Raw genomic sequence first — 22,684 nt, 5'->3', positions numbered from 1 at the left:
CCGTGGTGGTGCGCCACGGGCCTCAGACCCGCGGCGTGCGCAGCCGCGCGAGCAGCGTCACCAGGGTGGCGAGCAGCAGCGCGGCGCCGGCATTGTGCGCGACCGCGACGTGGAGCGGCAGGCCGAGGCGGACATTCGCGATGCCCAGCGCCACCTGCGCGAGCGTCAGCACGGCCAGCACGCTGCCCCAGCCGCGCATGCCGGGCGTGCGGAGCAGGCGCAGCGCGAGCCACATCAGGTAGACGAACACCACCACCGCCATCAGCCGGTGCGCCATCTGGATCGCGATCCGCGAGGCGCCGTCCAGCACGCCGCCCTCGTAGTCGACGCCGATGCCGCGCCAGAGCACGAAGCCCTCGCGGTAGTCCGCCGGCGGCCACCAGCGGCCGACGCAGGTCGGGAAGTCGTTGCCGCAGGCGAGCGCCGCGTAGTTCGCGCTCACCCAGCCGCCCAGCGCGATCTGCACGCCCAGCACGACGAGGCCCGCGATCACGAACCGCCGGAGCAGTCGCGCCTGGGCGAGCTGGATCGGCAGCCCGGTCGCGCGCCAGGCCGTCCAGATCAGCAGCGAGAACAGCGTCAGTCCGCCGAGCAGATGGCCCATGACGACGATCGGCTTGAGCAGCCAGGTGACCGTCCACATGCCCAGCAGCGCCTGGAAGACGATCGTCATCAGCAGGATCGCGCCGATGCGCGCGAAGTCGCTGTTGTCCCAGCGCACGGCGGCGGCGAGCAGGATCAGCTCCCCGGCGATCGCGAGTGCCGCCGCGGGCACGTGCTGCCCCTGCATGTAGAGCGGGATGGAGAGGCCGACGAGCGTCGCCGCGGCGAGCACCTGCAGCGCGCCCAGCCGGCGACGGCGCGCGGCGAGCAGCGCCAGCGCCAGCACGAGCAGCCCCAGCAGCGCGGCGAGGTGGCGGTGCACCTGCTCGCGCCAGGCCTTGCTGTCCTCGAAGGCGCGCACGGCCGTCGCCGCGTGGTCGGCGGCCTCGTCGGCATGCCCCGGCCAGGTCGCGCGGCCGTAGCAGGTCGGCCAGTCCGGGCAGCTCAGGCCCGCGTGCGAGAGCCGCACGAAGGCACCGAAGACGATGATGCCGAGCGCGAGCGCCACCGCGAACCATGCGAGCCGGTGGAAGTGGCGGTGGACGGGGCGGCTCGATTCGGTGCGGGGAATGCTCATGGGCTCACCGGAGCTTCAGCAGTTTGGACAGGTCGCTGCGAAGGCCACCGAGATCGCTGCCCGGCGCGTAGCGCAGCACGACGAAGCCGTTCGGATCGACGACATAGACCGGCACGCCCTCGAAGCCGGCGACGCCCGGCAGCCGCGCGCGCAGCGGGTCGGGTGCGATCAGCAGCAGCGTCTGCGGTCGCTCGTGCTGCGCCGGCCAGCCGCACGGCTCCGCGCCGCACCACCACAGCACGTCGACGCGATGCGACTCGCGGCCGAGCGCGCTCCACACCTTGGCGACATCGCCGGCCGTGCGGATGCATTCGTCGGCACATACGGCCGGGGGCGCGACGAGGATGCGCCACCGGCGCTCGACCGGCTTCCAGTCGTAGGCCGCGCCGTCGGTCGTGCGCAGGTGCGCGGCGCGCAGGTCCGCGGGCGGCTGCAGCAGCTCGCCCTTCTGCCGCGAGGCCGCCGGATGGATGTCGGCGAAGCGCAGGATGCCGGCGACGATCATCGGCACCAGGAACACCGCGACGATCGCGAGCAGCTTGAGCCGGTTGCGGCGACGGTCGGGCGAGGCGGGCGGGGGCACGGCGATCATCGGCGGCTCCGGTAGGTCAGGACGGACGCGATCACCAGCACCGTGATCGCGAGCCCGTACCACTGCACGGCATAGCCGCGGTGGCGCTCGGGAGTGAGGGTGTTGGCGAGCAGCTCGAGGTCGCGGGCATGGCCGATCGGCAGGGCCGGGTCCAGGCGCAGCACGCGCGCTGCGGGCGCCGCGTCGAGCCGCAGCGCGGCCGCCACGGCCGCCGGGTCGACGCGCAGCATCAGCCACGCGCCGTCGCGGCGGGTCAGTGCGTCGCCCACGTCGAGCCCCGGCGACGGCGGCGGCGCGAGCAGGCCGCGCACCTCGACGTCCCCGTCGGGCAAGGCGACCGCCGGCAGGCGACGATCACCGGGCAGCGGCAGCCAGCCGAGGTCGACGAGCAGCGGCGCTCCGGCGTCGGGACGGAACAGGCCGTACGCGCGCACGCCGACCCGCCCCGCGCGCTGCTGGTTATCGAGCAGCAGCACGCTGCCGGGCACGAAGCGCCCGCGGCCCGCGGCCCAGTCGTACGCCCCGGAGCGCCGGGGATCACCTGCGACGGCGAGCGGTCGCGGCACGCGTGCTTCGAGCACCGCGGCGACGTCGTCGAGGCGGCGCTGCTTCTCGTCGCCGCGCCCGGCCTGCCATCGCCCGAGGTGCGCGAACAGCGCCGCGACCGCGAGCGCGAGGATCCAGCCGCCGACGAGCAGGCGCGCGCGGCTCACCGGATGCCGCCCCGCACGCGGGATAATGCCCGCCACTTCCCCACGACCGCCCGTCCCCGGACGCGGCAGGAGACCTGCGTGAACGATTCGCTGAAGACCCTCGTCGTCATCGCGTTCCTGATCCTGATCATCTGGAACCTGGGCGCCGGCCTCTACTACATGCTGACCGACAAGGGCGGCAGCAAGCGGACGGTGAATGCGCTCACGCGCCGCATCGTGCTGTCGGTGGCGCTCATCCTCGGCGTGATCTTCGCCGCATGGATGGGCTGGATCGACTTCCACGGCGTCGGCTCGAACCCCGTCCGCTGATCCCCCAGACGCGACGGGCCGGCAGTGCCGGCCCGTGCGCATCGATCGTCCGGCCGGCTTACAGCACGTAGACGAACAGGAACAGCGCCAGCCAGACCACGTCGACGAAGTGCCAGTACCAGGCCACCGCCTCGAACGCGAAGTGGTTGTCGCTGGTGAAGTGGCCGCGCAGGCAGCGCAGCCAGATGATCGCCAGCATCAGCGTACCGAGGAAGACATGCATGCCGTGGAAGCCGGTCAGCATGAAGAACGTCGAGCCGTAGATGCCCGAGCCCAGCGTCAGGTTGAGCTCGCGGTAGGCGTGGATGTACTCCTCCGCCTGGAAGAACAGGAACACGATGCCGAGCAGTACCGTGATGCCGAGCCACAGCAGCAGCTGCTTGCGATGGCCACCCTTGAGCGCGTGGTGCGCCGCGGTGACGGTGCTGCCGGAAGTCAGCAGGATCAGCGTGTTGAGCAGCGGCAGGCCCCAGGCGGGGATCGTCTTGAACGCGCCGCCGACCGCGGCCGGGCCGTTGTTCGGCCAGCCCGAGCTAAAGCCTTCCCACAGCAGCGCATTGGTCGCCGCGCCGTCGCCTTCGCCCGCGAGCCACGGCAGCGCGAACTGGCGTGCATAGAAGAGCGCGCCGAAGAACGCCGCGAAGAACATCACCTCGGAGAAGATGAACCACACCATGCCCATGCGGAACGACACGTCCACCTGACGGTTGTAGTGGCCGCGGATCGATTCCTTGATGACGTCGCCGAACCAGTAGAACAGCACCGCGAGCGTCAGCGCGACACCGGTGAGGAAGACCGGCTTGCCCCAGCCCTGCTCATTGAGCCAGCTGGCGACGCCGACCATCATCACGAACAGCGCGATGGAGCCGAAGAACGGCCACTTGCTGCTGTGCGGCACGTAGTAGATGTTGGCGTCCGGCGAATGGGCTTGGGCCATGGCGGTGTTCCGTAGGTCGAATTCGAAGGTCCGCGATCACGGCGCCGCGCGCGACGCGACCGGCGCGGCGGCCGTGCGCAGGCGCGCGGTGAGCGCATCGTTGCGGAAGAAGGTGTAGGACAGGGTGATCGTGTGCACGTCGTCGGGCAGGTTCGGATCGACGACGAAGCGCACCGGCATGTCGCGCGACTCGCCGCCGGCGAGCGTCTGCGCGGTGAAGCAGAAGCATTCGGTCTTGACGAAGTAGGCCGACGCGCGCGAGGGCGCGACCGACGGCGCGGCGCTGCCGACGATCGCGTTCTTCGACGCGTTTCGCGCGAAGTACATCGTCTCGTATGGCTTGCCCGGCTGCACTTCCATCGTCAGCTGTTGCGGCTTGAACTCCCAGTCGAGCTTGGAGTTCACCGTGCCGTCGAACTGCACCGTGACCCAGCGCTCGCTCGCCGCGCCCGTGCGGGCCTGCTGCGGGCCATCCGCCAGGCGGATGCCCAGCAGCTTCTCGCAGGCGATGCGGTACAGCGGCACCAGGCTGAAGGTGAAGCCGAACGCCAGCACGGAGACGGCGGCGAGCTTCATCCAGCCGGCGTTGCGGCGGGGCTGCGGCGTGCTCATTTCAGACCGGCAAGCAGGAGGAACGTGACGTAGACCAGCACCGCGACACCCGCGATCCACAGTGCCGTCCGGCGCACCCGCGTGCGGCGGGCGGCCAGGTCGGCATCACGGAGGTCGCGGGGATCGCTCATGCGGGGCTCAGTGGCTGATGTCGCCGTGCGCGAGATCGCCGTCCTTGACCACCGGCGGCACGCTGAAGGTATGGTGCGGCGCCGGGCTCGGCACGGTCCACTCCAGGCCCTTCGCGCCTTCCCAGACGCGTGCGGTGGCCTTCTGGCCGTACTTCAGCGAGTGCCACAGCACGAAGGCCATGATGAACGGCGTGGCGAACATGCCGAACGCGCCGATCGAGCTGATCAGGTTCCAGTCCGCGAACACGACGTTGTAGTCCGGGATGCGGCGCGGCATGCCGGCCAGGCCGAGGAAGTGCTGCGGGAAGAACAGCAGGTTCACGAACACGATCGACCACCAGAAGTGGAAGCTCGCGAGCTTCTCGCTGTACATCCGGCCGGTCCACTTCGGCCACCAGTAGTACACGGCCGCGATGATCGCGAACAGCGCGCCGGTCACCAGCACGTAGTGGAAGTGCGCCACCACGAAGTACGTGTCGTGGTACTGGAAGTCCGCCGGCACGATCGCGAGCATCAGGCCCGAGAAGCCGCCGATGGTGAACAGGATCACGAACGCGATCGCCCACTTCATGGGCGACTCGAACGTGAGCGAGCCGCGCCACATGGTGGTGATCCAGTTGAAGACCTTCACGCCCGTCGGGATGGAGATCAGCATCGTGGCGAACATGAAGTAGATCTCGCCACCCAGCGGCATGCCCACCGTGAACATGTGGTGCGCCCACACGATGAACGACAGGAAGGCGATCGCGGCGATCGCGTACACCATGGCCTGGTAGCCGAACAGCGGCTTGCGGGCGAAGGTCGGGATGATCTCCGACACGATCCCGAACGCCGGCAGGATCATGATGTAGACCTCCGGGTGCCCGAAGAACCAGAAGATGTGCTGGAACATCACGGGGTCACCGCCACCGGCCACGTTGAAGAAGCTGGTGTGGAAGTACTTGTCGGTGAGCAGCATCGTCACCGCGCCGGCGAGCACCGGCATGACGGCGATCAGGAGGAAGGCGGTGATCAGCCACGACCAGCAGAAGATCGGCATCTTCAGCAGGTCGACGCCCGGCGCGCGCATGTTGAGGATGGTCGCGATGATGTTGATCGCGCCCATGATCGAGCTCACGCCCATCAGGTGGATGGCGAAGATCGCGAACGAGACGTTGAAGCCGCCCTGCAGGCTCAGCGGCGGATAGAGCGTCCAGCCGCCGGCCGGCGCGCCGCCCGGCAGGAAGAACGTCATCAGCAGCAGCGCGAACGCGAACGGCATGATCCAGAAGGACCAGTTGTTCATGCGCGGCAGCGCCATGTCCGGCGCGCCGATCTGCAGCGGGATCATCCAGTTGCCCAGGCCCACGAACGCCGGCATGACTCCGCCGAAGATCATGATCAGCGCGTGCATCGTGGTGAACGAGTTGAACAGCATCGGGTCGAAGTGCTGCAGGCCCGGCGTCTGGAGCTCAAGGCGGATCAGCACCGAGATGAAGGCGCCGATCAGGAACATCACGAAGCTGAAGACGAGGTACAGCGTCCCGATGTCCTTGTGGTTGGTCGAGAAGAACCAACGCTCGATGAAGCCCTGCTCGTGGCCGTGCTCGTCGGTCGGCTGAGCGTGATCGGGATGCGGATGCGTGACGGCCATGGACTACCTCTGCGAATTCGGTTCGATCAGCCGGCGACCGGAGCGGTCGTGCTGTCGGCGGTCGGCGCGGCGCTCGCCGCGGCCGGGGATTCCTGCGTCGCCGCCGGCGGCGCGGTCGGGTTCGCGCCCGCGGGCTCGACGGCCGGGGTCGCCTCGGCCGGTGCGGCCTTCTGCGCCGCGATCCAGCGCTCGAACTCGGCCTTCGGCACCGCGCGCACGACGATCGGCATGAAGGCGTGGTCCTTGCCGCACAGCTCGGTGCACTGGCCGCGGTAGACGCCCGGGGTCTTGACCCGCGTCCAGGCCTCGTTGATCAGGCCCGGGATCGCGTCCTGCTTCCAGCCCAGCGCCGGCACCCACCAGGCGTGGATCACGTCGTCGGCGGTGACCACGAAGCGGATCTTGGTGTCGGTCGGGATGACCAGCTCGTTGTCGACCTCGAGCAGGTAGTTCGGGGCCTCTGCCGCGGTCGGCACGGCCTTGCTCTGGCGGATCCGGTCGCTCTCGCGCGCGAGGCGGCTGGTGATCGCGACGTCGCGGCCGAGGTAGTCGTACTTCCACATCCACTGGTAGCCGGTGACCTTGATGGTCATCTCCGACTTGCGGACGTCGTACATCTGGATGAGCTTGCTGGTGGCCGGGAAGGCCATCGCCACGAGCAGCACGATCGGGATCACCGTCCACAGCACCTCGAGCTTGGTGCTGTGGGTGAAGTCGACGTCGGCCACGGCGCCGCGCGACTTGCGGAACTTGAACATCGCGATCGCCATCGCGCCGAACACCAGGATGCCGATGCCGACGCAGATCCACAGCGCGACCATGTGGGCGTCGTACGCGTTCTCGGAGATCAGCGTGACGCCGCGGTTCATGTTGAGCTGCCAGCGCTCGGGCTGCGCATTGGCCGGCGACTCCGGCTGCGCGGACGCGAGGACCGGCAGGGCGGCGGCGGCGAGGCCCGCGGCCCACTGCTTGATACGACCGGCTTTCATCAGATGGAGCCCCAGAGATCTGCTAGATGCGTGGAATTGGGTGCCGCGGCGGTCGCCCCGCGCCGCGCCGCGCGCGATCGTCAGGGATTTGGAGATGCCGCCGGCGGGCGTCCGGCCCGCGGTTTCTGGCCGGGCCAGAGGGCTACGGAAACCTCGAAATGTTAGCCCTGCGCGAGGGTCCGGGCAAGGTGCGGTCGCCTCGCGGAGCGTGACCTGCGCAGCGTCCCCGCGTCGCAGACCGCGATCCGGCCGAGGGCTAAACTACGCGCCTTCCGTCGCAGTCGCTGGGAACCGATGTCGACCCCCTCCCCTGCCGTGCCCGGCCCCGAGCCGGTGCGCGCGCTGATCGCACCCGAACTCCCGCCTCCGCCGCCGGGCCCGCGCGCCGCCCTGACCGCCGGCTGGGTCCGCGACGAGGCCGTCCACGTGCGCGCCCTGCTCGAGCAGGCCCGCCTGACTGAACCCGATGCCCGCGCCGTGCAGGCCACCGCCGCCGACCTGGTGACCCGCGTGCGCCGCCGCGCGAGGGACCAGGGCGCGATCGAGGCCTTCATGCGCCAGTACGACCTCGGCTCCGAGGAGGGCGTGCTGCTGATGTGCGTGGCCGAGGCGCTGCTGCGCATCCCCGACGCCGAGACGGCCGACCGCCTGATCCGCGACAAGCTCGGCGAGGCCGACTGGAAGCGCCACGTCGGCCAGTCGCCGTCGGTGCTGGTCAATGCCTCGACCTGGGGGCTGATGCTTACCGGCCACCTCGTGGACCTGGCCGACGACACCAAGCGCGACGTGCACGGCGCCTTCAAGCGCCTGCTCGGGCGCGTCGGCGAGCCGGTGATCCGCCTCGCGGTGCGCCAGGCGATGCGGATCATGGGCCACCAGTTCGTCATGGGCCGCACGATCGACGAGGCGCTCGCGCGCTCGCGCAAGGGCGAGAACGCCGCGTACCGCTATTCCTTCGACATGCTCGGCGAGGCCGCGCTCACCGCGGCCGACGCGACGCGCTACCTCGACGCCTATCGGCAGGCGATCCATGCGATCGGCCGGCATTCGCGCGGGGAAGGCACGGTCGATGCGTCGAACGCGGCGGCCGTGTTCGGCGCGCCGTCGATCTCGGTCAAGCTCTCGGCGCTGCATCCGCGCTACGAGCACGCCAAGCGCGCACGGGTGTTCGCCGAGCTCACCCCGCGCGTGCTCGAGCTCTCGCAGCTCGCGAAGTCCTACGCCATCGGCTTCACCGTCGACGCCGAGGAGGCCGACCGCCTGGAGCTCTCCCTCGACGTGATCGCCGGTGCGTACGCCGACCCGTCGCTCGACGGCTGGGAAGGCTTCGGCCTCGCCGTGCAGGCGTATTCCAAGCGCTGCCCCGAAGTCATCGACTTCATTGCCGACCTGGCTCGCCGCACGGGGCGCCGGATCCCGGTGCGCCTGGTCAAGGGCGCGTACTGGGACGCCGAGGTCAAGCGCGCGCAGGTCGACGGGCAGCCGGGCTATCCGGTGTTCACGCGCAAGCCCAACACCGACGTCAGCTACCTCGCCAATGCGCGCCGGATGCTCGATGCCTCCGACGCGATCTACCCGATGTTCGCCACCCACAATGCGCAGACGATCGCGCACGTGCACCGCATGGCGGCGGGCCGCGCGTTCGAGTTCCAGAAGCTGCACGGCATGGGCGACGACCTCTACGCCGAGGTCATCCCGGCCGATCGCCTCGGCGTGCCCTGCCGCGTGTATGCGCCCGTCGGCTCGCACGAGGACCTGCTGCCCTACCTCGTGCGCCGCCTGCTCGAGAATGGCGCGAACTCCAGCTTCGTCAACCGCATCACCGACGAGTCGATCCCGGTCGAGGAGCTCGTCCGCAATCCGATCGACGTCGTCGCCGGCTTCGATCCGATCCCGCATCCCCGCATCCCGCTGCCGGTCGACCTCTTCCGCAGCTACGGCCATACCAGGAGCAATTCGATGGGCGTGAACCTCGCCAACGACGACGCGCTACGCGCCCTCGCCGACCAGGTCAACGCGGCCGCCGCGCAGGCGTGGACCGCCGAGCCGCTGGTGGCGGGTGCGCGCGCCTCGGGCGAGCGCATCGAGGTGCGCAATCCGGCCGACCGCCGCGAGGTCGTCGGCCATTGGATCGCCGCCGACACGGCGCTCGTCGACCGCGCGCTCGCCAACGCCACGGCCGCGCACGATGCGTGGAACACCACGCCCGCCGCGAGCCGCGCCGCGATCCTCGAGCACGCCGCCGACCTGCTCGAGCAGCGCATGCCGGCCTTCATCGCGATGTGCACGAAGGAAGCCGGCAAGACGATCCCCGACGGCGTGGCGGAAGTGCGCGAAGCGGTCGACTTCCTGCGCTACTACGCCGAGCAGGCGCGTGTGCTCTTCAAGCCGGAGGCGCTCCCGGGCCCGACCGGCGAGTCGAACACGCTGCAGCTCTCCGGGCGCGGCACGTTCGTCTGCATCAGCCCGTGGAACTTCCCGCTGGCGATCTTCATGGGCCAGGTCTGCGCGGCGCTCGCCGCGGGCAACTGCGTGATCGCGAAACCTGCCGAGCAGACCAACCTCGTCGGCTTCGCGGCGGTGAAGCTGCTGCACGAGGCCGGCGTGCCGGAGCCGGTGCTGCAGTTCCTGCCGGGCGACGGCGCGACGGTGGGCGCGGCGCTCACGCGTGACGAGCGCATCGTCGGAGTCGCGTTCACCGGCTCGACCGAGACGGCGCGCGCGATCAACCGCGCGCTCGCCGCGCGCGAGAACGCGCCGATCGGCACGCTCATCGCCGAGACCGGCGGGCAGAACGCGCTGATCGCCGATTCGTCGTCGCTGCCCGAGCAGGTGGTGAAGGACGCGATCGGCTCGGCATTCACCTCCGCCGGCCAGCGCTGCTCGGCTGCGCGCGTGCTGTTCGTGCAGGACGACATCGCCGACAAGGTGGTGAAGATGCTCGCCGGTGCGATGGCCGAGCTCGTCGTCGGCGACCCGGGGCAGCTGTCGACCGATGTCGGCCCGGTGATCGATGAGGACGCTCTGCGCGTGCTGCAGGAGCATGCTGCGCGCATGGACCGCGAGGCCACGAAGATCGCGGCGATCGAGCTGCCCGAGGCCGCCGCGCACGGCAGCTTCTTCGGGCCGCGCGCCTACGAGCTGCGCTCGCTCGACCAGCTGCATCGCGAGGTCTTCGGCCCGGTGCTGCACGTGATCCGCTGGAAGGCCGACCAGCTCGATGCGGTGATCGATGCGATCAACGCGACCGGCTACGGCCTGACGCTGGGCGTGCATTCCCGCATCGATGCGACGATCGAGAAGATCGCCAGCCGCATCAAGGTGGGCAACTGCTACGTCAACCGCAACCAGATCGGCGCGGTCGTCGGCGTGCAGCCCTTCGGCGGCCAGGGCCTGTCGGGCACCGGCCCCAAGGCCGGCGGCCCGCACTACCTGCCGCGGTTCACCACCGAGAAGACGATCACCGTGAACACCACCGCGGCCGGGGGCAATGCCTCGCTGCTGACACTCGGCGACTGACCGCGTCGAGTGCTCCGGCAGGCACGCAAAGAAAGAGCCCCGCGGATGCGGGGCTTTTTCGTGGAGCGGGAGCGATCGATCAGAACTTGTAGCCCACGCGCGCGTAGTAGAAGCCGCCATTGAAGCCGTAAGGCGTGTGCACCGGGTACTGCGCGCCCGCGATGCCACCCCACGGGTTCTCGTCGGGCACCTCGTCGAAGAGGTTCTGCGCGCCGATGTTGAAGTACAGGCCCGAAGCGAAGTTCATGCCGACTTCCGCATCCACCGTCACCGCGCTGTCGCCGTAGATCGGCAGGCCGCCGTCGTCGAGGTGATCCTCGAAGAACGAGCCGTAGTAGTTCACGCGCACGTTCGCGTTGAACACGCCCTGCTGGTGGGCCACGCTGAAGTAGCCCTTCGTCCGCGGCAGCGACTCCTCGAGCTTCTGGATGCGGATCGGCGTGATGATGCCCGGCGTGAAGTCGTCGACTTCCGTCTTGTTCCAGTTCGCCGCGAGCGAGTACGTCGTCTTGCCGCCGAACAGCTGGCTCTCGTAGCTGGTGACCAGGTCGACGCCGGTGGTGGTGGTGTCGAAGTCGTTGACGAAGAACTGCACTTCCGAGATCGACGCCGCCTCCGGATTGCCGCCGGCCACCAGCGCCGCGCGATCGGCCGGCGAGACGGTGAAGAACGCGCTGAGCGCGATGCGGCCTTCGGTCTGGATGCGGTACCAGTCGAGCGTCGCCAGCCACTTGTTGCGGGCGAAGACGAAGCCGAGCGACGCGTTCTTCGACTCTTCCGGCTGGAGCGGCTCGGCGCCGTAGAACCGCGCGATCGCATTGTTGGGCGACAGCACGGCGGTGTCGCGGAGCTGGCCATTGATGAACGAGGTGGTGACCTGCTCGGCGTTCGACTGGCCCGGCGTCGGCGCGCGGAAGCCCGTGCTCAGCGCGCCGCGCATTGCGAATTCCGGCGTGAAGTCGTAGCGGCCGGTCAGCTTCCAGTTGGTGGTGCCGCCGAAATCGCTGAAGTCCTCGTGGCGCACGGCACCGGCGAGCAGAAGCTTCTCGGTGAAGCGCGCCTCGGCATCGACATAGACCGCCCAGTTGCTGCGGTCGAAGGAGCCTGCGGTACGGGGATTGAAGCCGTTGAAGCCGTTGGAGCCGAGTGCGAAACCCTGCGGGGTGAGCGGGCCGATCGCGGTCGACGGGCCGTCACCGGCCTTGACCTCGAACTCCTCCTTGCGCCATTCGGCACCGATCGCGAGCGCGATCGGCTCATGGGTGAAGCCGGTCTCGATGTCGTGGCCGAGGTCGAAGTTGATGCCCTGCTCGGTCTGCACGTTGCCGCCCGGGCGGAACACGAGCCCCGCCGGCTGGTTCGGGCCGAGCGAGGCGTTGACGGTGTTCTGGATGTAGAAGTCGATGTCGTTGCGGCCGTAGGTGGCGCTGAGGTCCCAGTGCCAGCTGCCGCCCCAGACGCCCTTGACGCCGCCGGTGATCGAGCGGTCTTCCATCTCGCCGCCGAACTGCGGGGTGAAGCCCCCCGGGGTTCCGCGCAGGAACGTGAAGCATTCGGCCGGCAGCGCGGTCACCGCGGCATTCACCGTCGCATAGGGCAGCAGGTTGCCGTTCGTATCGCGCAGGCGGACCGTGGGGCAGGTGATCGCATTGGCGGTGTTGGTGTCGCCGATGAGCAGCGTCTGGCCGCCGTCGTTCGAGTAGACGCCGCTGCGCGTGGTCGGGTTGCGGTAGTAGAAGCCGCCGAGGGTCTCGCGCTTGGCCCAGTTGCCGAACAGGTAGAGGTCGACCGCGCCGGTCGACAGGCCCATGTTGGCGACGAACTTCATGTCGTCCTTGACCTCGGGCGAGCCCCAGACCTGCGCGGGATTCGGCACGCCCGGGTAGCCCGCGGCGGCGACCGCGGCCGCGTCGTCGCGCTGCACGCTGCGCGAGGTCGCGTCGGCCTCGCGCCATTCGGCGGTGAAGGTGGCGAAGCCGTTCTCGGTGATCGGCAGGCCGATCTGCGCGCTGTACTGCTGGGTGAAACCGTCGCCCTCGTAGTACTGGCCGGCGAAGGCCTCGACCTGCCCGCCGTGGTCGAGGCGCTTGAGGCCGAAGTTGATCACGCCGGCGATCGCATCGGAGCCGTACTGCGCGGCCGCGCCGTCGCGCAGCACTTCGACCTGCTCGAGCGCGAGTGACGGGAAGACCGAGATGTCCGGGCCCTGCGCGCCGTCCGACAGGCCGTGGCCGAGGAAGGTAATCACGGCGGCGCGGTGGCGGCGCTTGCCGTTGACGAGGATCAGCGTGTTGTCCGGCGGCAGGCCGCGCAGGTTCGCCGGGCGCACCAGCGTGGCGGCGTCGTCGATCGGGATGGTGGAGACGTTGAACGACGGCACCAGCGTGCGCAGCTTGTCGAGCACGTCGACGGCGGGCTGTGCATGGAACTCGTCGCCGTCGAGGATGTCGATCGGCACGGCGGACGTCGACTCCGTGCGCGGCTTGGTGCGCGAGCCGAGCACCGAGACGGTGTCGAGCGTGGTGGCCTGCTCGTCCCCGGTGTCCTGCGCGGCGTCCTGCGCGCGCGCCTGGCCCGGTGCGGACAGCAGCGTGGCGGCGATCGCGAGCGAAATGCCCGCGGTCAGCGAATGACGCGCCAGGCGGCGCTGCATGGTGGTGCTCGACTTCATCAACGTTCCCTCGGTTCGATGTATGTGGTGTCGCAGGGCGCGGCCGCGTCCCCTGTCCCTCGCGGCCCGGATCGGTCTTAACAGGAATTGAACACGCAAGGCAAGCGCCGATCGTCGTCGCGACCCGCGCCCGTGCGTGCCCTGCAACGAAAAAGCCCCGCCGGAGCGGGGCTTTTCGTCATCGGTCGCGCGGGGCTCAGAACTTGAGCTGGCCCGAGAAGCCGAGGATGTTGACGCTGCTGTCGTAGCTGCCGAAGAGGCTCTGACCGCCCGCCGCCGGCGCCGTCATGATGCCGACCTGCGGCTTGTCCGGGCTGATGTGCGTGTAGGCCAGGTCGAACGTCAGCGCATCGCTGAAGGCCCAGGTCGCACCGAGCGAGTACCACTTGCGGTCCTCGTCCGGCAGGCGCGGGGTGCGGTGCGCATAGGTCGTCGGCGTCTCGTCGTAGGCGTAACCGGCGCGCAGTGTCCAGGCGTCGTTGAGCTTGAACTCCGCGCCGAGGGCCATGAACGCAGTGTCGACCCAGCGGAATTCCTCGACCGAATCCGGATCGATGTTGTCGAAGTCGATGCGCACTTCCTGGATCGAGCTCCACTCGGTCTCCGAGTACGTCGTCATCAGCTTGAGGCTGTCGCTGACGTCGTACGCGATCGAGAACGTGGTGGTGGCCGGCGTGGTGAGGTGCGCACCGGCGCCGCCGTCGTTGAAGAACGCCGCGCGACCGACCGCATTGAGCTGCGCGCGCGCCTGCGTCGGCACGGTCCAGTCGGCGGTGCCGCGCAGGTCGTAGTCGATCTCGGAGCGGTGCGACAGCGCGACGGTCAGGTTCTCGGTCGGACGCAGGCTCATGCCGAGCACGTAGCCCACGCCGTTGTCCTGGCCCTCGATCTCGGCGAAGCCGTCCGAGCCCTGCGGGCGCGCGAAGGCGGGCGCGAACGGGCGCTGCGCCGCCGGCAGGCCGAGGAACAGCAGCGTGCCGAAGTCCACGGCCTTCGACAGGGTGACGTCAGCGCGCGAATAGATCAGGCCGGCGCCGACGGAGAACTTGTCCGGCACCAGATCGACCGCGCCCGACAGGGTCAGGTCGACGATCTTCACGTCGGAGGTCTGCGCGTAGTAGCGGCCGACCCAGCCCTGGTCGTATTCGGTCTTCAGGCCGAACGGCGCGGAGACCATCGCGCCGAGCGCGACGCCGTTGTCGAACTTGTGCACGACCGACAGCGCCGGGATCGGCGTGGTGCCGCCCGCGTTGCCGCCGTTCCCGCCCGAGATCGGACGGCCCGCGACGTCGTAGCCGGCGCCGGTGAACTCGGCGTCGACCGAGATCACGCTGACGTCGGACTTGACCGTCGTGCCTTCGAGCGACGTCATCTGCGCGGGGTTGTTCACCACGACCGAGGTGTCACCCTCGGCGGCGGCGCCGGCGGAGAACGCCGAGCCGAGCTGGCGGACGCTGTTTTCCTTGAGCTGGAAGCCCGACGCCTGGGCATTGCCCATCGCGAGTGCGCCACCGATGCCGAATGCGAGCGCCGTGAGGCGCATGAAGCCGTGTACCTGCATGTCTCTCTCCGAAATAGGAATCGCTGACTTGGCCGGCGCGCCGGCTTCCTGGGGCGGTACTCCGCCTCCATGCGGTGCCGAATATAGCTCTTAACCCGTACGTAACAATAGCCTCGGGTCGGCCGCTGTGCTGAACGGGTCGGCTGGCGCATGATGGCGCCGGCCGTCCCCCGAGCCCGAGCGTGTTCGTCGCCATCCCCCCCCGAGAGAAGTCCGCGCTGCGCTGGGCCACGCCTGTCGTGTTCGTGGCACTGTGGGGCTGCTTCGTGGCGGCGAGCCTGATGCCTGACGCCGGGCAGCGCCGGCTGCTGCTGGAATGGGGTGCGCTGTCGGTCGATCTGCAGTCGTGGCCGGCGCTCGCCCGCTCGACCGCCGACGGCCACCTGGCGCGGCTCGTCACGGCCCTGTTCCTCCATGCGGGCTGGGCCCACCTGATCGGCAACCTGCTGTTCCTGCTGATCTTCGGCGCACCGGCCGAGCGGGCGATGGGCCCCTGGCGCCTGCTGCTGCTGTTCCTGCTGGGCGGCGCGGTCGCGAACCTGGCGACGGTGCTGGCGATCGGCGCGCCCGGGCGGCTCGTGATCGGCGCCTCGGGCGCGGTCTCGGCGCTGATCGGCGCCTACCTCGCGCTGTTCCCGAGCGCGCGCCTCGGGCTCGTGGTCCCGCTCGGACTGTTCCTGCAGTTCGTCAAGATGCCCGCGGCGGTGCTGATCGGCGTCTGGGCCGCGCTCCAGCTGGTCTTCACCTTCACCGGCCCGGCGCTCGGCACCGTGGCCTGGTCGGCGCATTTGGCGGGGTTCGCCTTCGGCGGCGCCTTCGCGCTGATCGCGCGGGCCGGGATCAAACGCCGCATGAAGCGTCGGCAGGGCTTCTGACGGGGAGCCCGGCCGCAGGCGCACTATTGAAGTCCCGCGGCAGCGCCCCATCTCGGGCCGGCCCGTTCCCAGCGACCGACCGATGCCCAAGCCCCTCTACAAGGTGACCTTCCTCAATGCCGGCAAGGTCTACGAGCTCTACGCGCGCCACGTCGGCTCGGGCAGCCTGTGGGGCTTCACCGAAGTCGGCGAGCTGGTCTTCGACGTGCACGACGGCTTGGTGATCGATCCCACCGAGGAGCGCCTGCGCGACGAGTTCGGCGCGACGCGCATGCTGCACATGCCGATGCATTCGATCGTGCGCATCGAGGAGGTGGAGCGCAAAGGCCAGTCGGCGATCCGCGACGCCGCGACCGGCGAGCGCGTGGTCACGCCGTTCCCGATGCCCGGCAAGCCGCGCTGAGGCCCGCGCTCAGCGCGCGAGCACCGGCGCCTTCTTGAGCTCGGCGAGCGCCTGCGCGACGTAGGCCTCACCCTCGAGCACGTCGCCGGCCTGCGAGCCTTCCTCGTCGCCGCGCAGGTGGCCGGGCAGGCTCGCCTCGGTCAGGCCGGGCCGCGGCGCGTCGCTCTTGGGCGCGGCGAACGCGACGTCCGGCACGATGCCGAGCGCCTGGATCGACTTGCCGCTCGGCGTGAAGTAGCGCGCGGTGGTGAGCTTGACCGAATCGCCGTTGTCGAGCGGGAGCACGGTCTGCACGGAGCCCTTGCCGAACGTGCGGCTGCCGACGATGCGCGCGCGGCCGTTGTCCTTGAGCGCGCCGGCGAGCACCTCCGAGGCGCTCGCCGAGCCTGCATCGACGAGCACGATGACCGGCGCGCCATCGAGGCGGTCGCCCGGCGTCGCGTTGAACTGGGCATCCGTGATCGGCAGGCGGCCGCGCGTGCTGACGATGCCGCCGCGCTCGAGCAGGTCGTCGGCGATCTGCACCGCGCTCGTCAGCAGGCCGCCCGGGTTGCTGCGCAGGTCGATGACCAGACCCTTGAGTCGCCCGCCCGCCTCGCCCTTCAGGCGCGCGACCTCGCGCTCGAAATCGGCGGCGGTGTCGGTCTGGAAGGCGCTGATGCGCGCATAGCCGTAGCCCGGCTCAAGCATGCGCGCGCGCACCGAGGCGATGCGGATCGTCTCGCGCTCGACGGTGACGTCGAACGGCCGCGCGCGGCCTTCGCGCAGGATCGTCAGCACGATCTTGCTGCCGGCCGGGCCACGCAGCGGTGCTGAGGTGTCGCCCTCGTCCGCGCGGAAAGGCTTGCCGTCGATCGCGACGATGCGATCGCCCGACTTCAGCCCCGCGCGCGCCGCGGGCGTGCCGTCGATCGGCGCGATCACCTTGAGCGTGCCGTCCTCCTGCCGCTGCAGCTCCACGCCGATGCCTTCGTAGGCGCCGCGGGCGCCCTCGTCGAAGTCCTCGGCGGCGCTGCGCTCGAAATACATGGAGTGCGGATCGAGGTCGAGCAGCAGGCCGCGCACGGCGGCCTGCATCAGGTCCGCGTCGTCGACCGGCTCGACGTAGGCCTGGCGCACCGCGTTGTAGACGGCGACGAAGCGCCGGATCTCCTCGAGCGGGAGGCGGTCGGCGTCCTTGGCGGCCCGTGCGGTCGCGTCGCCTGCGGGCTTCGGGGCGGGCGGGGCCGACGCGGGTACCGGCACCTGCTGTGCCGGCGGTGCGGGCGCGGGCGCAGGCGCGGGGGCCTGCTGCGCGAGCACGGGCAGCGTGGCGAGCATCAGGGCGAGGACGAGCGGGGAACGACGCGGCATGGAGGCTCCGGACGAGGGGAACGTCAGCGAACGGATCGAGTGGAGCACGTTAGACGGGGCGCGGGAAAGCCGTCGTGCAGGTCAGCGACGCAGCCAGGCGCCGGGGTCGACGGGCTGGCCGCCGCGCCGCAATTCGAAGTAGAGCGCGGCGCGTCCCTGGCCGCCCGACGTGCCGACCGTCGCGACGGGATCGCCGCGGCGCACCCGCGCGCCGGCGTCCTTGAGCAGGGCATCGTTGTGCGCGTAGAGCGACATGTAGCCGTTGCCGTGGTCGACGATCAGCAGCATGCCGTAGCCGGTCATCCATTCGGCGTACACGACGGTGCCGTCGGCGACCGCGCGCACCGGGCTGCCGGCGGACGCGCCGATCAGCAGGCCGTCGCTGCGACGCCCGTCCGGCATCTGTGCGCGGTAGCCCGCGAGCAGCGCGCCGGCCACCGGCCAGCCGAGCCCGCCGACCTGCGGCGCCGGCGCGCTCGCGACCTGCACCGGGGCGCGCGTGGGCCGGGGCGTCGATCCCTGCGAGGTCGCGGGCGCCGACGCCTTCGCGGCGCGTGCGGCCGCGGCGGCCTCGCGCGCGCGTTGCGCGGCGATGCGCTTCTGCTCGGCGCGTGCCTGCGCCGCGGCGGCGCGGAGCTTGGCGAGGAGCTGCTCGAGCGCTTTGGCGTCGCGGCCGAGCGCCTTCTCGCGGGCCTCGCGGTCGCGGTACTTCGCGTCGAGCTCGGCGACGAGCGCCGCACGGGCCTCGCGATCGCGCTGCAGCTGCGCGAGCTGCTCGGCCTGCGCGCGCTGCGCCGCGGTGAGCTCGCCGGTGCGGCGCGCGATGTCGGCCTCCACGCGCTCGAGCTCGGCGAGCTGCGTGCGCAGCGCCTGGATGCGACGCGCACGCGCCTGCTGCAGGTAGCCGTGGTAGGCGAGCATGCGCTGCGCGTCCTCGACCCGGTCGCGCGCGAGCAGCGACTTCAGCGGGCCGGCCGTGCCCTGGCGGTCGGCCGCGCGCAGCAGCGACGCCAGTTCCTTGCGCGCGCCCTTGAGCGTCGTGCGCAAGGTCGCCTGCCGGGCGCGCAGCTGCGCGAGTCCCGCACGCTCGGCGGCGATGCGCGCCTGCGTCTCGCGCAGGCTGCGGTCGGACTGACCGACCTCCTCGTCGGCCGCGCGCAGCTGCTGGCTCGCGCTGCCGCGCTGGCCCTCGAGCCGGCGTCGCTCGCTGGCGACCGACTTCAGCTCGCGCTTCAGGTCCTGCAGCTTGCGCTCGGTGCCGCGCGTGTCCTGCGCCGGCGCGAGCACCGGCAGCAGGGCGAGCAGCACGAGCGCGGGAATGCGCATCAGCCGGCGAGCAGGCTCGTGCCGGTCATCTCCACCGGCGGCGCCACGCCGAGCAGATCGAGCACGGTGGGCGCGACGTCGCGCAGCGCGCCGCCGGTGCGCAGCGTCGCCGCGCGCGGGCCGCAGTACACGAACGGCACCGGCCCGACGGTGTGCGCGGTATGCGGCTGGCCGGTCGCGACATCCCGCATCATCTCGAGGTTGCCGTGGTCGGCGGTGATCAGCAGCGCGCCGTGCATGTCCGCGACCGCCGCGCGGATCGCGCCGAGCGCGGTGTCGACCGCTTCGGCCGCCTGGATCGCCGCGCTGATCACGCCGGTGTGCCCCACCATGTCGGGATTGGCGATGTTGCAGATCGCCACGTCGACCTCACCCGAGCGGATCGCCGCGCAAAGCCGGTCGGTGACCTCCGGACAGCTCATTTCCGGCTGCAGGTCGTAGGTGGCGACGTTCGGGCTCGGCACGAGGATCCGCGTCTCGCCGGGGTATTCGTCCTCGCGGCCGCCGCTGAAGAAGAACGTCACGTGCGCGTACTTCTCGGTCTCGGCGATGCGTAGCTGGCGCAGGCCACGCTCGGCGAGCACCTCGCCGAGCGTGTTGCGCAGGTCGTCCGGGCCGAAGGCGACGGGCGCGGGCAGGCGTGCGTCGTACTCGGTCAGGCAGACGAAGCGCGCGAGCTGCGGGCGGCGCGCGACGAAGCCGTCGAACGACGGGGACACGAACGCGGCGGTGAGCTGGCGCGCGCGATCGGCGCGGAAATTCATGAAGACGACCGCATCGCCGTCGCGCATCGGCACATGGCCGGTGATCACGGTGGGCGCGACGAATTCGTCGTTCTCGCCGCGTGCGTAGGCGTCGCGCAGGGCGATCGTCGCGTCGTCGGCCGTGTGCGTGCCCTGCGCCTCGACCATCGCGTCCCAGGCACGGCGCAGGCGATCCCAGCGCTTGTCGCGGTCCATCGCGAAGTAGCGCCCGCTCACCGTCGCGATCGTTGCATTGCCGAGCCGGGTGCAGAGCGCCTGAAGCGCGAGCAGGCTGGGCTCGGCCGACTGTGGCGGCATGTCGCGGCCGTCGAGGAAGGCGTGCACGGCCACGCGCGGCACGCCCAAGCGCGCGGCGAGCTCGAGCATCGCGTGGACATGGCTCTCGTGGCTGTGCACGCCACCGGGCGAGAGCAGCCCCATCACGTGCAGGGTGCCGCCACTCGCCTTGGCCCCTTCGCAGGCCGCACGGAGCTCGTCGTTGCCGAAGAAGCTGCCGTCCTCGATGGCCGCGTCGATGCGCGTGAGGTCCTGGTAGACGATGCGCCCGGCACCGAGGTTCATGTGGCCCACCTCGGAATTGCCCATCTGCCCGTCCGGCAGGCCGACGTGGCGGCCTTCCGTGTGGATGAGCGTGTGCGGGCAGTCGCGGAGCAGCGCCTGCCAGTTCGGCAGCGTGGCCTGCGCGAGCGCATTGTCGGTGGGGTCCTCGCGATGGCCCCAGCCGTCGAGGATGAGCAGGACGACGGGCTTCACGATGACTTTCGACACAGCGGCTCCTGTGACTTCGGGCAGGTGTCCGCGCGGGACGGAGGCGCGATTGTAGCGGGGCGGGCGGGATCGTCCGCCGCACGCCGCTTAAACCATCGCGCCGCCGCCCGCATCCCAGCTGCATCATCCATCGAGGAATCACCATGCGTCCCGTCCTGCTCCTGCTGCCGCTCGCGCTCGCCATCGCCCCCGCGCTCGCCGCGGAGAACATCGACAAGGTCAACGGCAGCATCCGCGCCGAGTCGGGCCGCACCTACGGCTCGCTCGAGACCGTGAACGGGAGCATCCGCATCGAAACGAATGCGCGCGCCGGCGAAGCGGAGACCGTGAACGGCTCCATCAGCGTCGAGAACGGAGCCCAGGTCGGCCCGCTGTCGACGGTGAACGGCTCGATCCGCATCGAGCGCGACGTGCGCGTGGGTGGCGCGGTCGAGACCGTCAACGGCAGCGTCTTCATCGACCGGGGCGGCGTGGTCGGCGGCAATGTCGAGACGGTGAACGGGGCGATCGGCCTCGTCGCGACGCAGCTCAGCGGCGGAATCGAGACGGTCAACGGCGACGTCACCGTCGGCATCGACAGCCACGTGCGCGGCGCGATCCGCATCTTCAAGCCGAAGAAGCAGTTCATCTCCGTCAAGCGCCGCGACCCGCGCGTGATCATCGGGCCGAATGCGCGTGTCGACGGCCCGCTCGTGTTCGAGCGTCCGGTCGAGTTGTGGGTGCACCAGTCGGCGCGCATCGGCACGGTGACCGGCGCGACCGCGCAGCGCTTCACGACGGCGACGCCACCGGTCTCGCGGGGCGACTGATCGCCGCGGTGTGCAGGCCGCCGAATATTGCGTCGGCGGCTGCAAGGTGTGGAGCCGTGCTGTGCGATTCGGTCTGGCTTGCTGCGATGGACCGGGGTCCGGCTTAGTGCGGCGCAGTGCGATGCTGTCCGATCAAGCGCCCGTTATGGTGGGGCGCGATGCAGTGCGAGGTGCGCCGTTGCGGATCCGTTCGATGCCGTGCACTCCGAGGATGTGTGCCGGCGTCGTTGGACGTCGCGGCGGCATGTGCGGCCGATCGCCGGTTGCATCCGCCCCCGTCTGTCGCGTGCGGTACCGTCGGAGCGGTTGCGATGCGGCGGCGCGACGAGCGCGGTGTTGGCGCAGTCGCCGGGCGGCCGCCAACCTGGAGTGCCAGAAGCACGATGACGCTGCATCCGCGCGGTGTGGGGTGGCGGCCGGTAGAACCGTGCCTACATGCTGGTCGCGTTGCACGAGCGTTTGCCGTGGCGGTCCGTCGCATGCCGATGTGCGCTACTCGGACCGCCGATCGCATCGCGACGACCACTAGGCGGACCGGCCAGGGCCCGCTAGGCTCGGAGGTCCTACCGGGCGGAGTCCTGATGTGAACCTCGCGGTCGCCTACTGGTGCGTTCTCGTCGCCGCCGTGCTGCCCTACATCTGGGTCGGGTACGCGAAGTCACGCGGCCAGCGCTACGACAACCGCGATCCGCGGGCCTGGCTCGCCCGACAGGACGATCCACGCGTGCAGCGCGCGACCGCGGCGCAGCTGAACGCCTTCGAGGCATTCCCTGCTTTCGCTGCGGGCGTGGTACTCGCACAGCTCGCCGAGGTGCCCGAGACGCGGATCGCGGGGCTCGCACTTGCCTTCCTCATCGCACGCGTTCTGCACGGCGCGTTCTATCTGGCAGGGAAGCCGCTACTGCGAAGCCTGAGCTGGATGATCGGCATCGCGTGCAGCGTTGGCCTTCTCGCATCAGCGGCCGCTTCGGTCGGTCGTCTCGTGTCCTGAGCCACGGATCACCGTCGCTACATCAGCGCCAGGCTTGTTCCGCGCTCGCAGGGAGCATTTGTTACCCAGCGATCCCCGCTACGGGTAACGGATATGGCGACCGATCCATTCGGGCGGTCGTCGATATCCGGTCGACCTGCTGCCTGTCGTTCCGGGCACAGGTAATCGCCGACGCGGGCGGAGTAACGGCTTCGGCCCTGCAGTCTCGTGGCCGGCGGCACCGCCGCGGTACTTGCCGCAATGGTCGCATTCTCGACGTTCGTCGAACTGTCACGACCGATAACGCTGACCTAATACTCGGGTCGGTAGCCGCCCCACCGCTATGCCATCGCCAAGCACGATCGCGTGAGATGGCAGAAGGCCGGATGAACCCTTGAGCCTCCCTAGTCGTGACGCCGACCTTGTAGCTTAGACGCCCCCCGGCCCGCTCGCACCCTGTTTCCGCCCCCCAAAAGGACGACCCCCACCCGTTTTCACGGATGGGGGTCGTGGGGTAAAGACCCTGGCGATGACCTACTCTCGCATGGCTTGAGCCACACTACCATCGG

The 22,684-nt window shown here is 70.2% G+C and carries 19 protein-coding genes; 6 read left to right on the top strand and 13 right to left on the bottom strand.

The window, feature by feature from the left end; translation table 11 throughout:
- Nucleotides 1-22: 22 nt before the first annotated feature.
- Genes ACYVJJ_RS05585 through ACYVJJ_RS05575 form a run of 3 tightly spaced genes read right to left on the bottom strand, consistent with a single transcriptional unit; the run spans nt 23 to nt 2,485 of the window.
- On the bottom strand, nt 23-1,180 hold the full coding sequence (locus ACYVJJ_RS05585; protein WP_460831820.1) for a COX15/CtaA family protein: 1,158 nt from the start codon (nt 1,178-1,180) through the stop codon (nt 23-25).
- Nucleotides 1,181-1,184: 4 nt separating this feature from the next.
- Nucleotides 1,185-1,772: a hypothetical protein gene (locus tag ACYVJJ_RS05580; protein ID WP_460831818.1), complete on the bottom strand. Its 588-nt coding sequence runs from the start codon at nt 1,770-1,772 to the stop codon at nt 1,185-1,187.
- Nucleotides 1,769-2,485 carry an SURF1 family protein gene (locus tag ACYVJJ_RS05575; protein ID WP_460831817.1) on the bottom strand — a complete coding sequence of 239 codons (717 nt, stop codon included), beginning with the start codon at nt 2,483-2,485 and terminating at the stop codon, nt 1,769-1,771. The genes ACYVJJ_RS05580 and ACYVJJ_RS05575 overlap by 4 nt, the downstream gene beginning before the upstream one ends.
- Before the next feature lie 78 nt (nt 2,486-2,563).
- Between ACYVJJ_RS05575 and ACYVJJ_RS05570 the strand changes: the two genes are divergently transcribed.
- The gene (locus tag ACYVJJ_RS05570) at nt 2,564-2,794 is read left to right on the top strand and encodes a twin transmembrane helix small protein (RefSeq protein WP_460831816.1); all 231 of its coding nucleotides are present in this window, start codon (nt 2,564-2,566) and stop codon (nt 2,792-2,794) included.
- Between the two features lie 58 nt (nt 2,795-2,852).
- Here ACYVJJ_RS05570 and ACYVJJ_RS05565 read toward each other — a convergent pair whose 3' ends face one another.
- The 5 genes from ACYVJJ_RS05565 to coxB are packed head-to-tail and all read right to left on the bottom strand — an operon-like array spanning nt 2,853 to nt 7,096.
- On the bottom strand, nt 2,853-3,731 hold the full coding sequence (locus tag ACYVJJ_RS05565) for a cytochrome c oxidase subunit 3 (protein WP_460831814.1): 879 nt from the start codon (nt 3,729-3,731) through the stop codon (nt 2,853-2,855).
- A gap of 36 nt (nt 3,732-3,767) precedes the next feature.
- Nucleotides 3,768-4,343, bottom strand: coding sequence for a cytochrome c oxidase assembly protein (locus ACYVJJ_RS05560; protein ID WP_460831813.1), 576 nt, complete (start codon nt 4,341-4,343; stop codon nt 3,768-3,770).
- Nucleotides 4,340-4,474 (bottom strand): hypothetical protein, encoded by a 135-nt coding sequence (locus ACYVJJ_RS05555; protein WP_460831811.1) that lies wholly within the window; start codon nt 4,472-4,474, stop codon nt 4,340-4,342. The genes ACYVJJ_RS05560 and ACYVJJ_RS05555 overlap by 4 nt, the downstream gene beginning before the upstream one ends.
- 7 nt (nt 4,475-4,481) lie before the next feature.
- Complete coding sequence (gene ctaD / locus ACYVJJ_RS05550; RefSeq protein ID WP_460831810.1) at nt 4,482-6,107, bottom strand: cytochrome c oxidase subunit I; 1,626 nt, start codon at nt 6,105-6,107, stop codon at nt 4,482-4,484.
- A 26-nt stretch (nt 6,108-6,133) separates the two neighbouring features.
- Nucleotides 6,134-7,096 (bottom strand): cytochrome c oxidase subunit II, encoded by a 963-nt coding sequence (gene coxB, locus ACYVJJ_RS05545; RefSeq protein ID WP_460831809.1) that lies wholly within the window; start codon nt 7,094-7,096, stop codon nt 6,134-6,136.
- A 294-nt stretch (nt 7,097-7,390) separates the two neighbouring features.
- On the opposite strand from coxB, the gene putA reads away from it, so the two are divergent.
- Nucleotides 7,391-10,615 carry a bifunctional proline dehydrogenase/L-glutamate gamma-semialdehyde dehydrogenase PutA gene (putA, locus tag ACYVJJ_RS05540; protein ID WP_460831807.1) on the top strand — a complete coding sequence of 1,075 codons (3,225 nt, stop codon included), beginning with the start codon at nt 7,391-7,393 and terminating at the stop codon, nt 10,613-10,615.
- A gap of 79 nt (nt 10,616-10,694) precedes the next feature.
- Here the strand turns inward: putA and ACYVJJ_RS05535 are convergent, their stop codons facing one another.
- Both ACYVJJ_RS05535 and ACYVJJ_RS05530 read right to left on the bottom strand, forming a co-directional pair.
- Nucleotides 10,695-13,286 (bottom strand): TonB-dependent receptor plug domain-containing protein, encoded by a 2,592-nt coding sequence (locus ACYVJJ_RS05535; protein WP_460831805.1) that lies wholly within the window; start codon nt 13,284-13,286, stop codon nt 10,695-10,697.
- 196 nt (nt 13,287-13,482) lie between these two features.
- Nucleotides 13,483-14,847 carry an OmpP1/FadL family transporter gene (locus ACYVJJ_RS05530; RefSeq protein ID WP_460831804.1) on the bottom strand — a complete coding sequence of 455 codons (1,365 nt, stop codon included), beginning with the start codon at nt 14,845-14,847 and terminating at the stop codon, nt 13,483-13,485.
- Nucleotides 14,848-15,029: 182 nt separating this feature from the next.
- Here ACYVJJ_RS05530 and ACYVJJ_RS05525 point away from each other — a divergent pair, with 182 nt between their 5' ends.
- Nucleotides 15,030-15,722 carry a rhomboid family intramembrane serine protease gene (locus ACYVJJ_RS05525; protein WP_460831802.1) on the top strand — a complete coding sequence of 231 codons (693 nt, stop codon included), beginning with the start codon at nt 15,030-15,032 and terminating at the stop codon, nt 15,720-15,722.
- Between the two features lie 82 nt (nt 15,723-15,804).
- Nucleotides 15,805-16,125, top strand: a complete 321-nt coding sequence (locus tag ACYVJJ_RS05520) for a DUF1820 family protein (RefSeq protein ID WP_460831800.1) — start codon at nt 15,805-15,807, stop codon at nt 16,123-16,125.
- A gap of 9 nt (nt 16,126-16,134) precedes the next feature.
- On the opposite strand, the gene ACYVJJ_RS05515 is transcribed toward ACYVJJ_RS05520, so the two are convergent.
- The 3 genes from ACYVJJ_RS05515 to gpmI all read right to left on the bottom strand — a co-directional run bounded on the left by ACYVJJ_RS05515 (nt 16,135) and on the right by gpmI (nt 20,336).
- Nucleotides 16,135-17,478 (bottom strand): S41 family peptidase, encoded by a 1,344-nt coding sequence (locus ACYVJJ_RS05515; RefSeq protein ID WP_460831799.1) that lies wholly within the window; start codon nt 17,476-17,478, stop codon nt 16,135-16,137.
- An 81-nt stretch (nt 17,479-17,559) separates the two neighbouring features.
- A complete protein-coding gene (locus ACYVJJ_RS05510) occupies nt 17,560-18,804 on the bottom strand; it encodes a murein hydrolase activator EnvC family protein (protein ID WP_460831797.1) in 1,245 nt (414 codons plus the stop codon).
- Nucleotides 18,804-20,336 carry a 2,3-bisphosphoglycerate-independent phosphoglycerate mutase gene (gene gpmI / locus ACYVJJ_RS05505; RefSeq protein WP_460831795.1) on the bottom strand — a complete coding sequence of 511 codons (1,533 nt, stop codon included), beginning with the start codon at nt 20,334-20,336 and terminating at the stop codon, nt 18,804-18,806. The genes ACYVJJ_RS05510 and gpmI overlap by 1 nt, the downstream gene beginning before the upstream one ends.
- A 143-nt stretch (nt 20,337-20,479) precedes the next feature.
- On the opposite strand from gpmI, the gene ACYVJJ_RS05500 reads away from it, so the two are divergent.
- Both ACYVJJ_RS05500 and ACYVJJ_RS05495 read left to right on the top strand, forming a co-directional pair.
- Entirely contained in the window at nt 20,480-21,145 is a 666-nt protein-coding gene (locus ACYVJJ_RS05500; protein WP_460831794.1) for a DUF4097 family beta strand repeat-containing protein, read from the top strand.
- 583 nt (nt 21,146-21,728) lie between these two features.
- On the top strand, nt 21,729-22,136 hold the full coding sequence (locus ACYVJJ_RS05495) for an MAPEG family protein (protein WP_460831792.1): 408 nt from the start codon (nt 21,729-21,731) through the stop codon (nt 22,134-22,136).
- The last annotated feature ends 548 nt before the right edge of the window (nt 22,137-22,684 follow it).

It is taken from the genome of Lysobacter humi (ex Lee et al. 2017), assembly GCF_054781815.1.
Note: the sequence above shows the minus strand (reverse complement) of the source record. Positions and strands in the feature narration are given on the sequence as shown.

Coding starts and splice junctions, on each gene's coding strand:
- ACYVJJ_RS05515 (WP_460831799.1), bottom strand. CDS start 17,478: ATGCCGCGTCGTTCCCCGCTCGTCCTCGCCCTGATGCTCGCCACGCTG.
- ACYVJJ_RS05510 (WP_460831797.1), bottom strand. CDS start 18,804: ATGCGCATTCCCGCGCTCGTGCTGCTCGCCCTGCTGCCGGTGCTCGCG.
- ACYVJJ_RS05580 (WP_460831818.1), bottom strand. CDS start 1,772: ATGATCGCCGTGCCCCCGCCCGCCTCGCCCGACCGTCGCCGCAACCGG.
- ACYVJJ_RS05565 (WP_460831814.1), bottom strand. CDS start 3,731: ATGGCCCAAGCCCATTCGCCGGACGCCAACATCTACTACGTGCCGCAC.
- coxB (WP_460831809.1), bottom strand. CDS start 7,096: ATGAAAGCCGGTCGTATCAAGCAGTGGGCCGCGGGCCTCGCCGCCGCC.
- ACYVJJ_RS05520 (WP_460831800.1), top strand. CDS start 15,805: ATGCCCAAGCCCCTCTACAAGGTGACCTTCCTCAATGCCGGCAAGGTC.
- ACYVJJ_RS05585 (WP_460831820.1), bottom strand. CDS start 1,180: ATGAGCATTCCCCGCACCGAATCGAGCCGCCCCGTCCACCGCCACTTC.
- ACYVJJ_RS05535 (WP_460831805.1), bottom strand. CDS start 13,286: ATGAAGTCGAGCACCACCATGCAGCGCCGCCTGGCGCGTCATTCGCTG.
- ACYVJJ_RS05560 (WP_460831813.1), bottom strand. CDS start 4,343: ATGAGCACGCCGCAGCCCCGCCGCAACGCCGGCTGGATGAAGCTCGCC.
- ACYVJJ_RS05500 (WP_460831794.1), top strand. CDS start 20,480: ATGCGTCCCGTCCTGCTCCTGCTGCCGCTCGCGCTCGCCATCGCCCCC.
- ACYVJJ_RS05530 (WP_460831804.1), bottom strand. CDS start 14,847: ATGCAGGTACACGGCTTCATGCGCCTCACGGCGCTCGCATTCGGCATC.
- ctaD (WP_460831810.1), bottom strand. CDS start 6,107: ATGGCCGTCACGCATCCGCATCCCGATCACGCTCAGCCGACCGACGAG.
- ACYVJJ_RS05555 (WP_460831811.1), bottom strand. CDS start 4,474: ATGAGCGATCCCCGCGACCTCCGTGATGCCGACCTGGCCGCCCGCCGC.
- putA (WP_460831807.1), top strand. CDS start 7,391: ATGTCGACCCCCTCCCCTGCCGTGCCCGGCCCCGAGCCGGTGCGCGCG.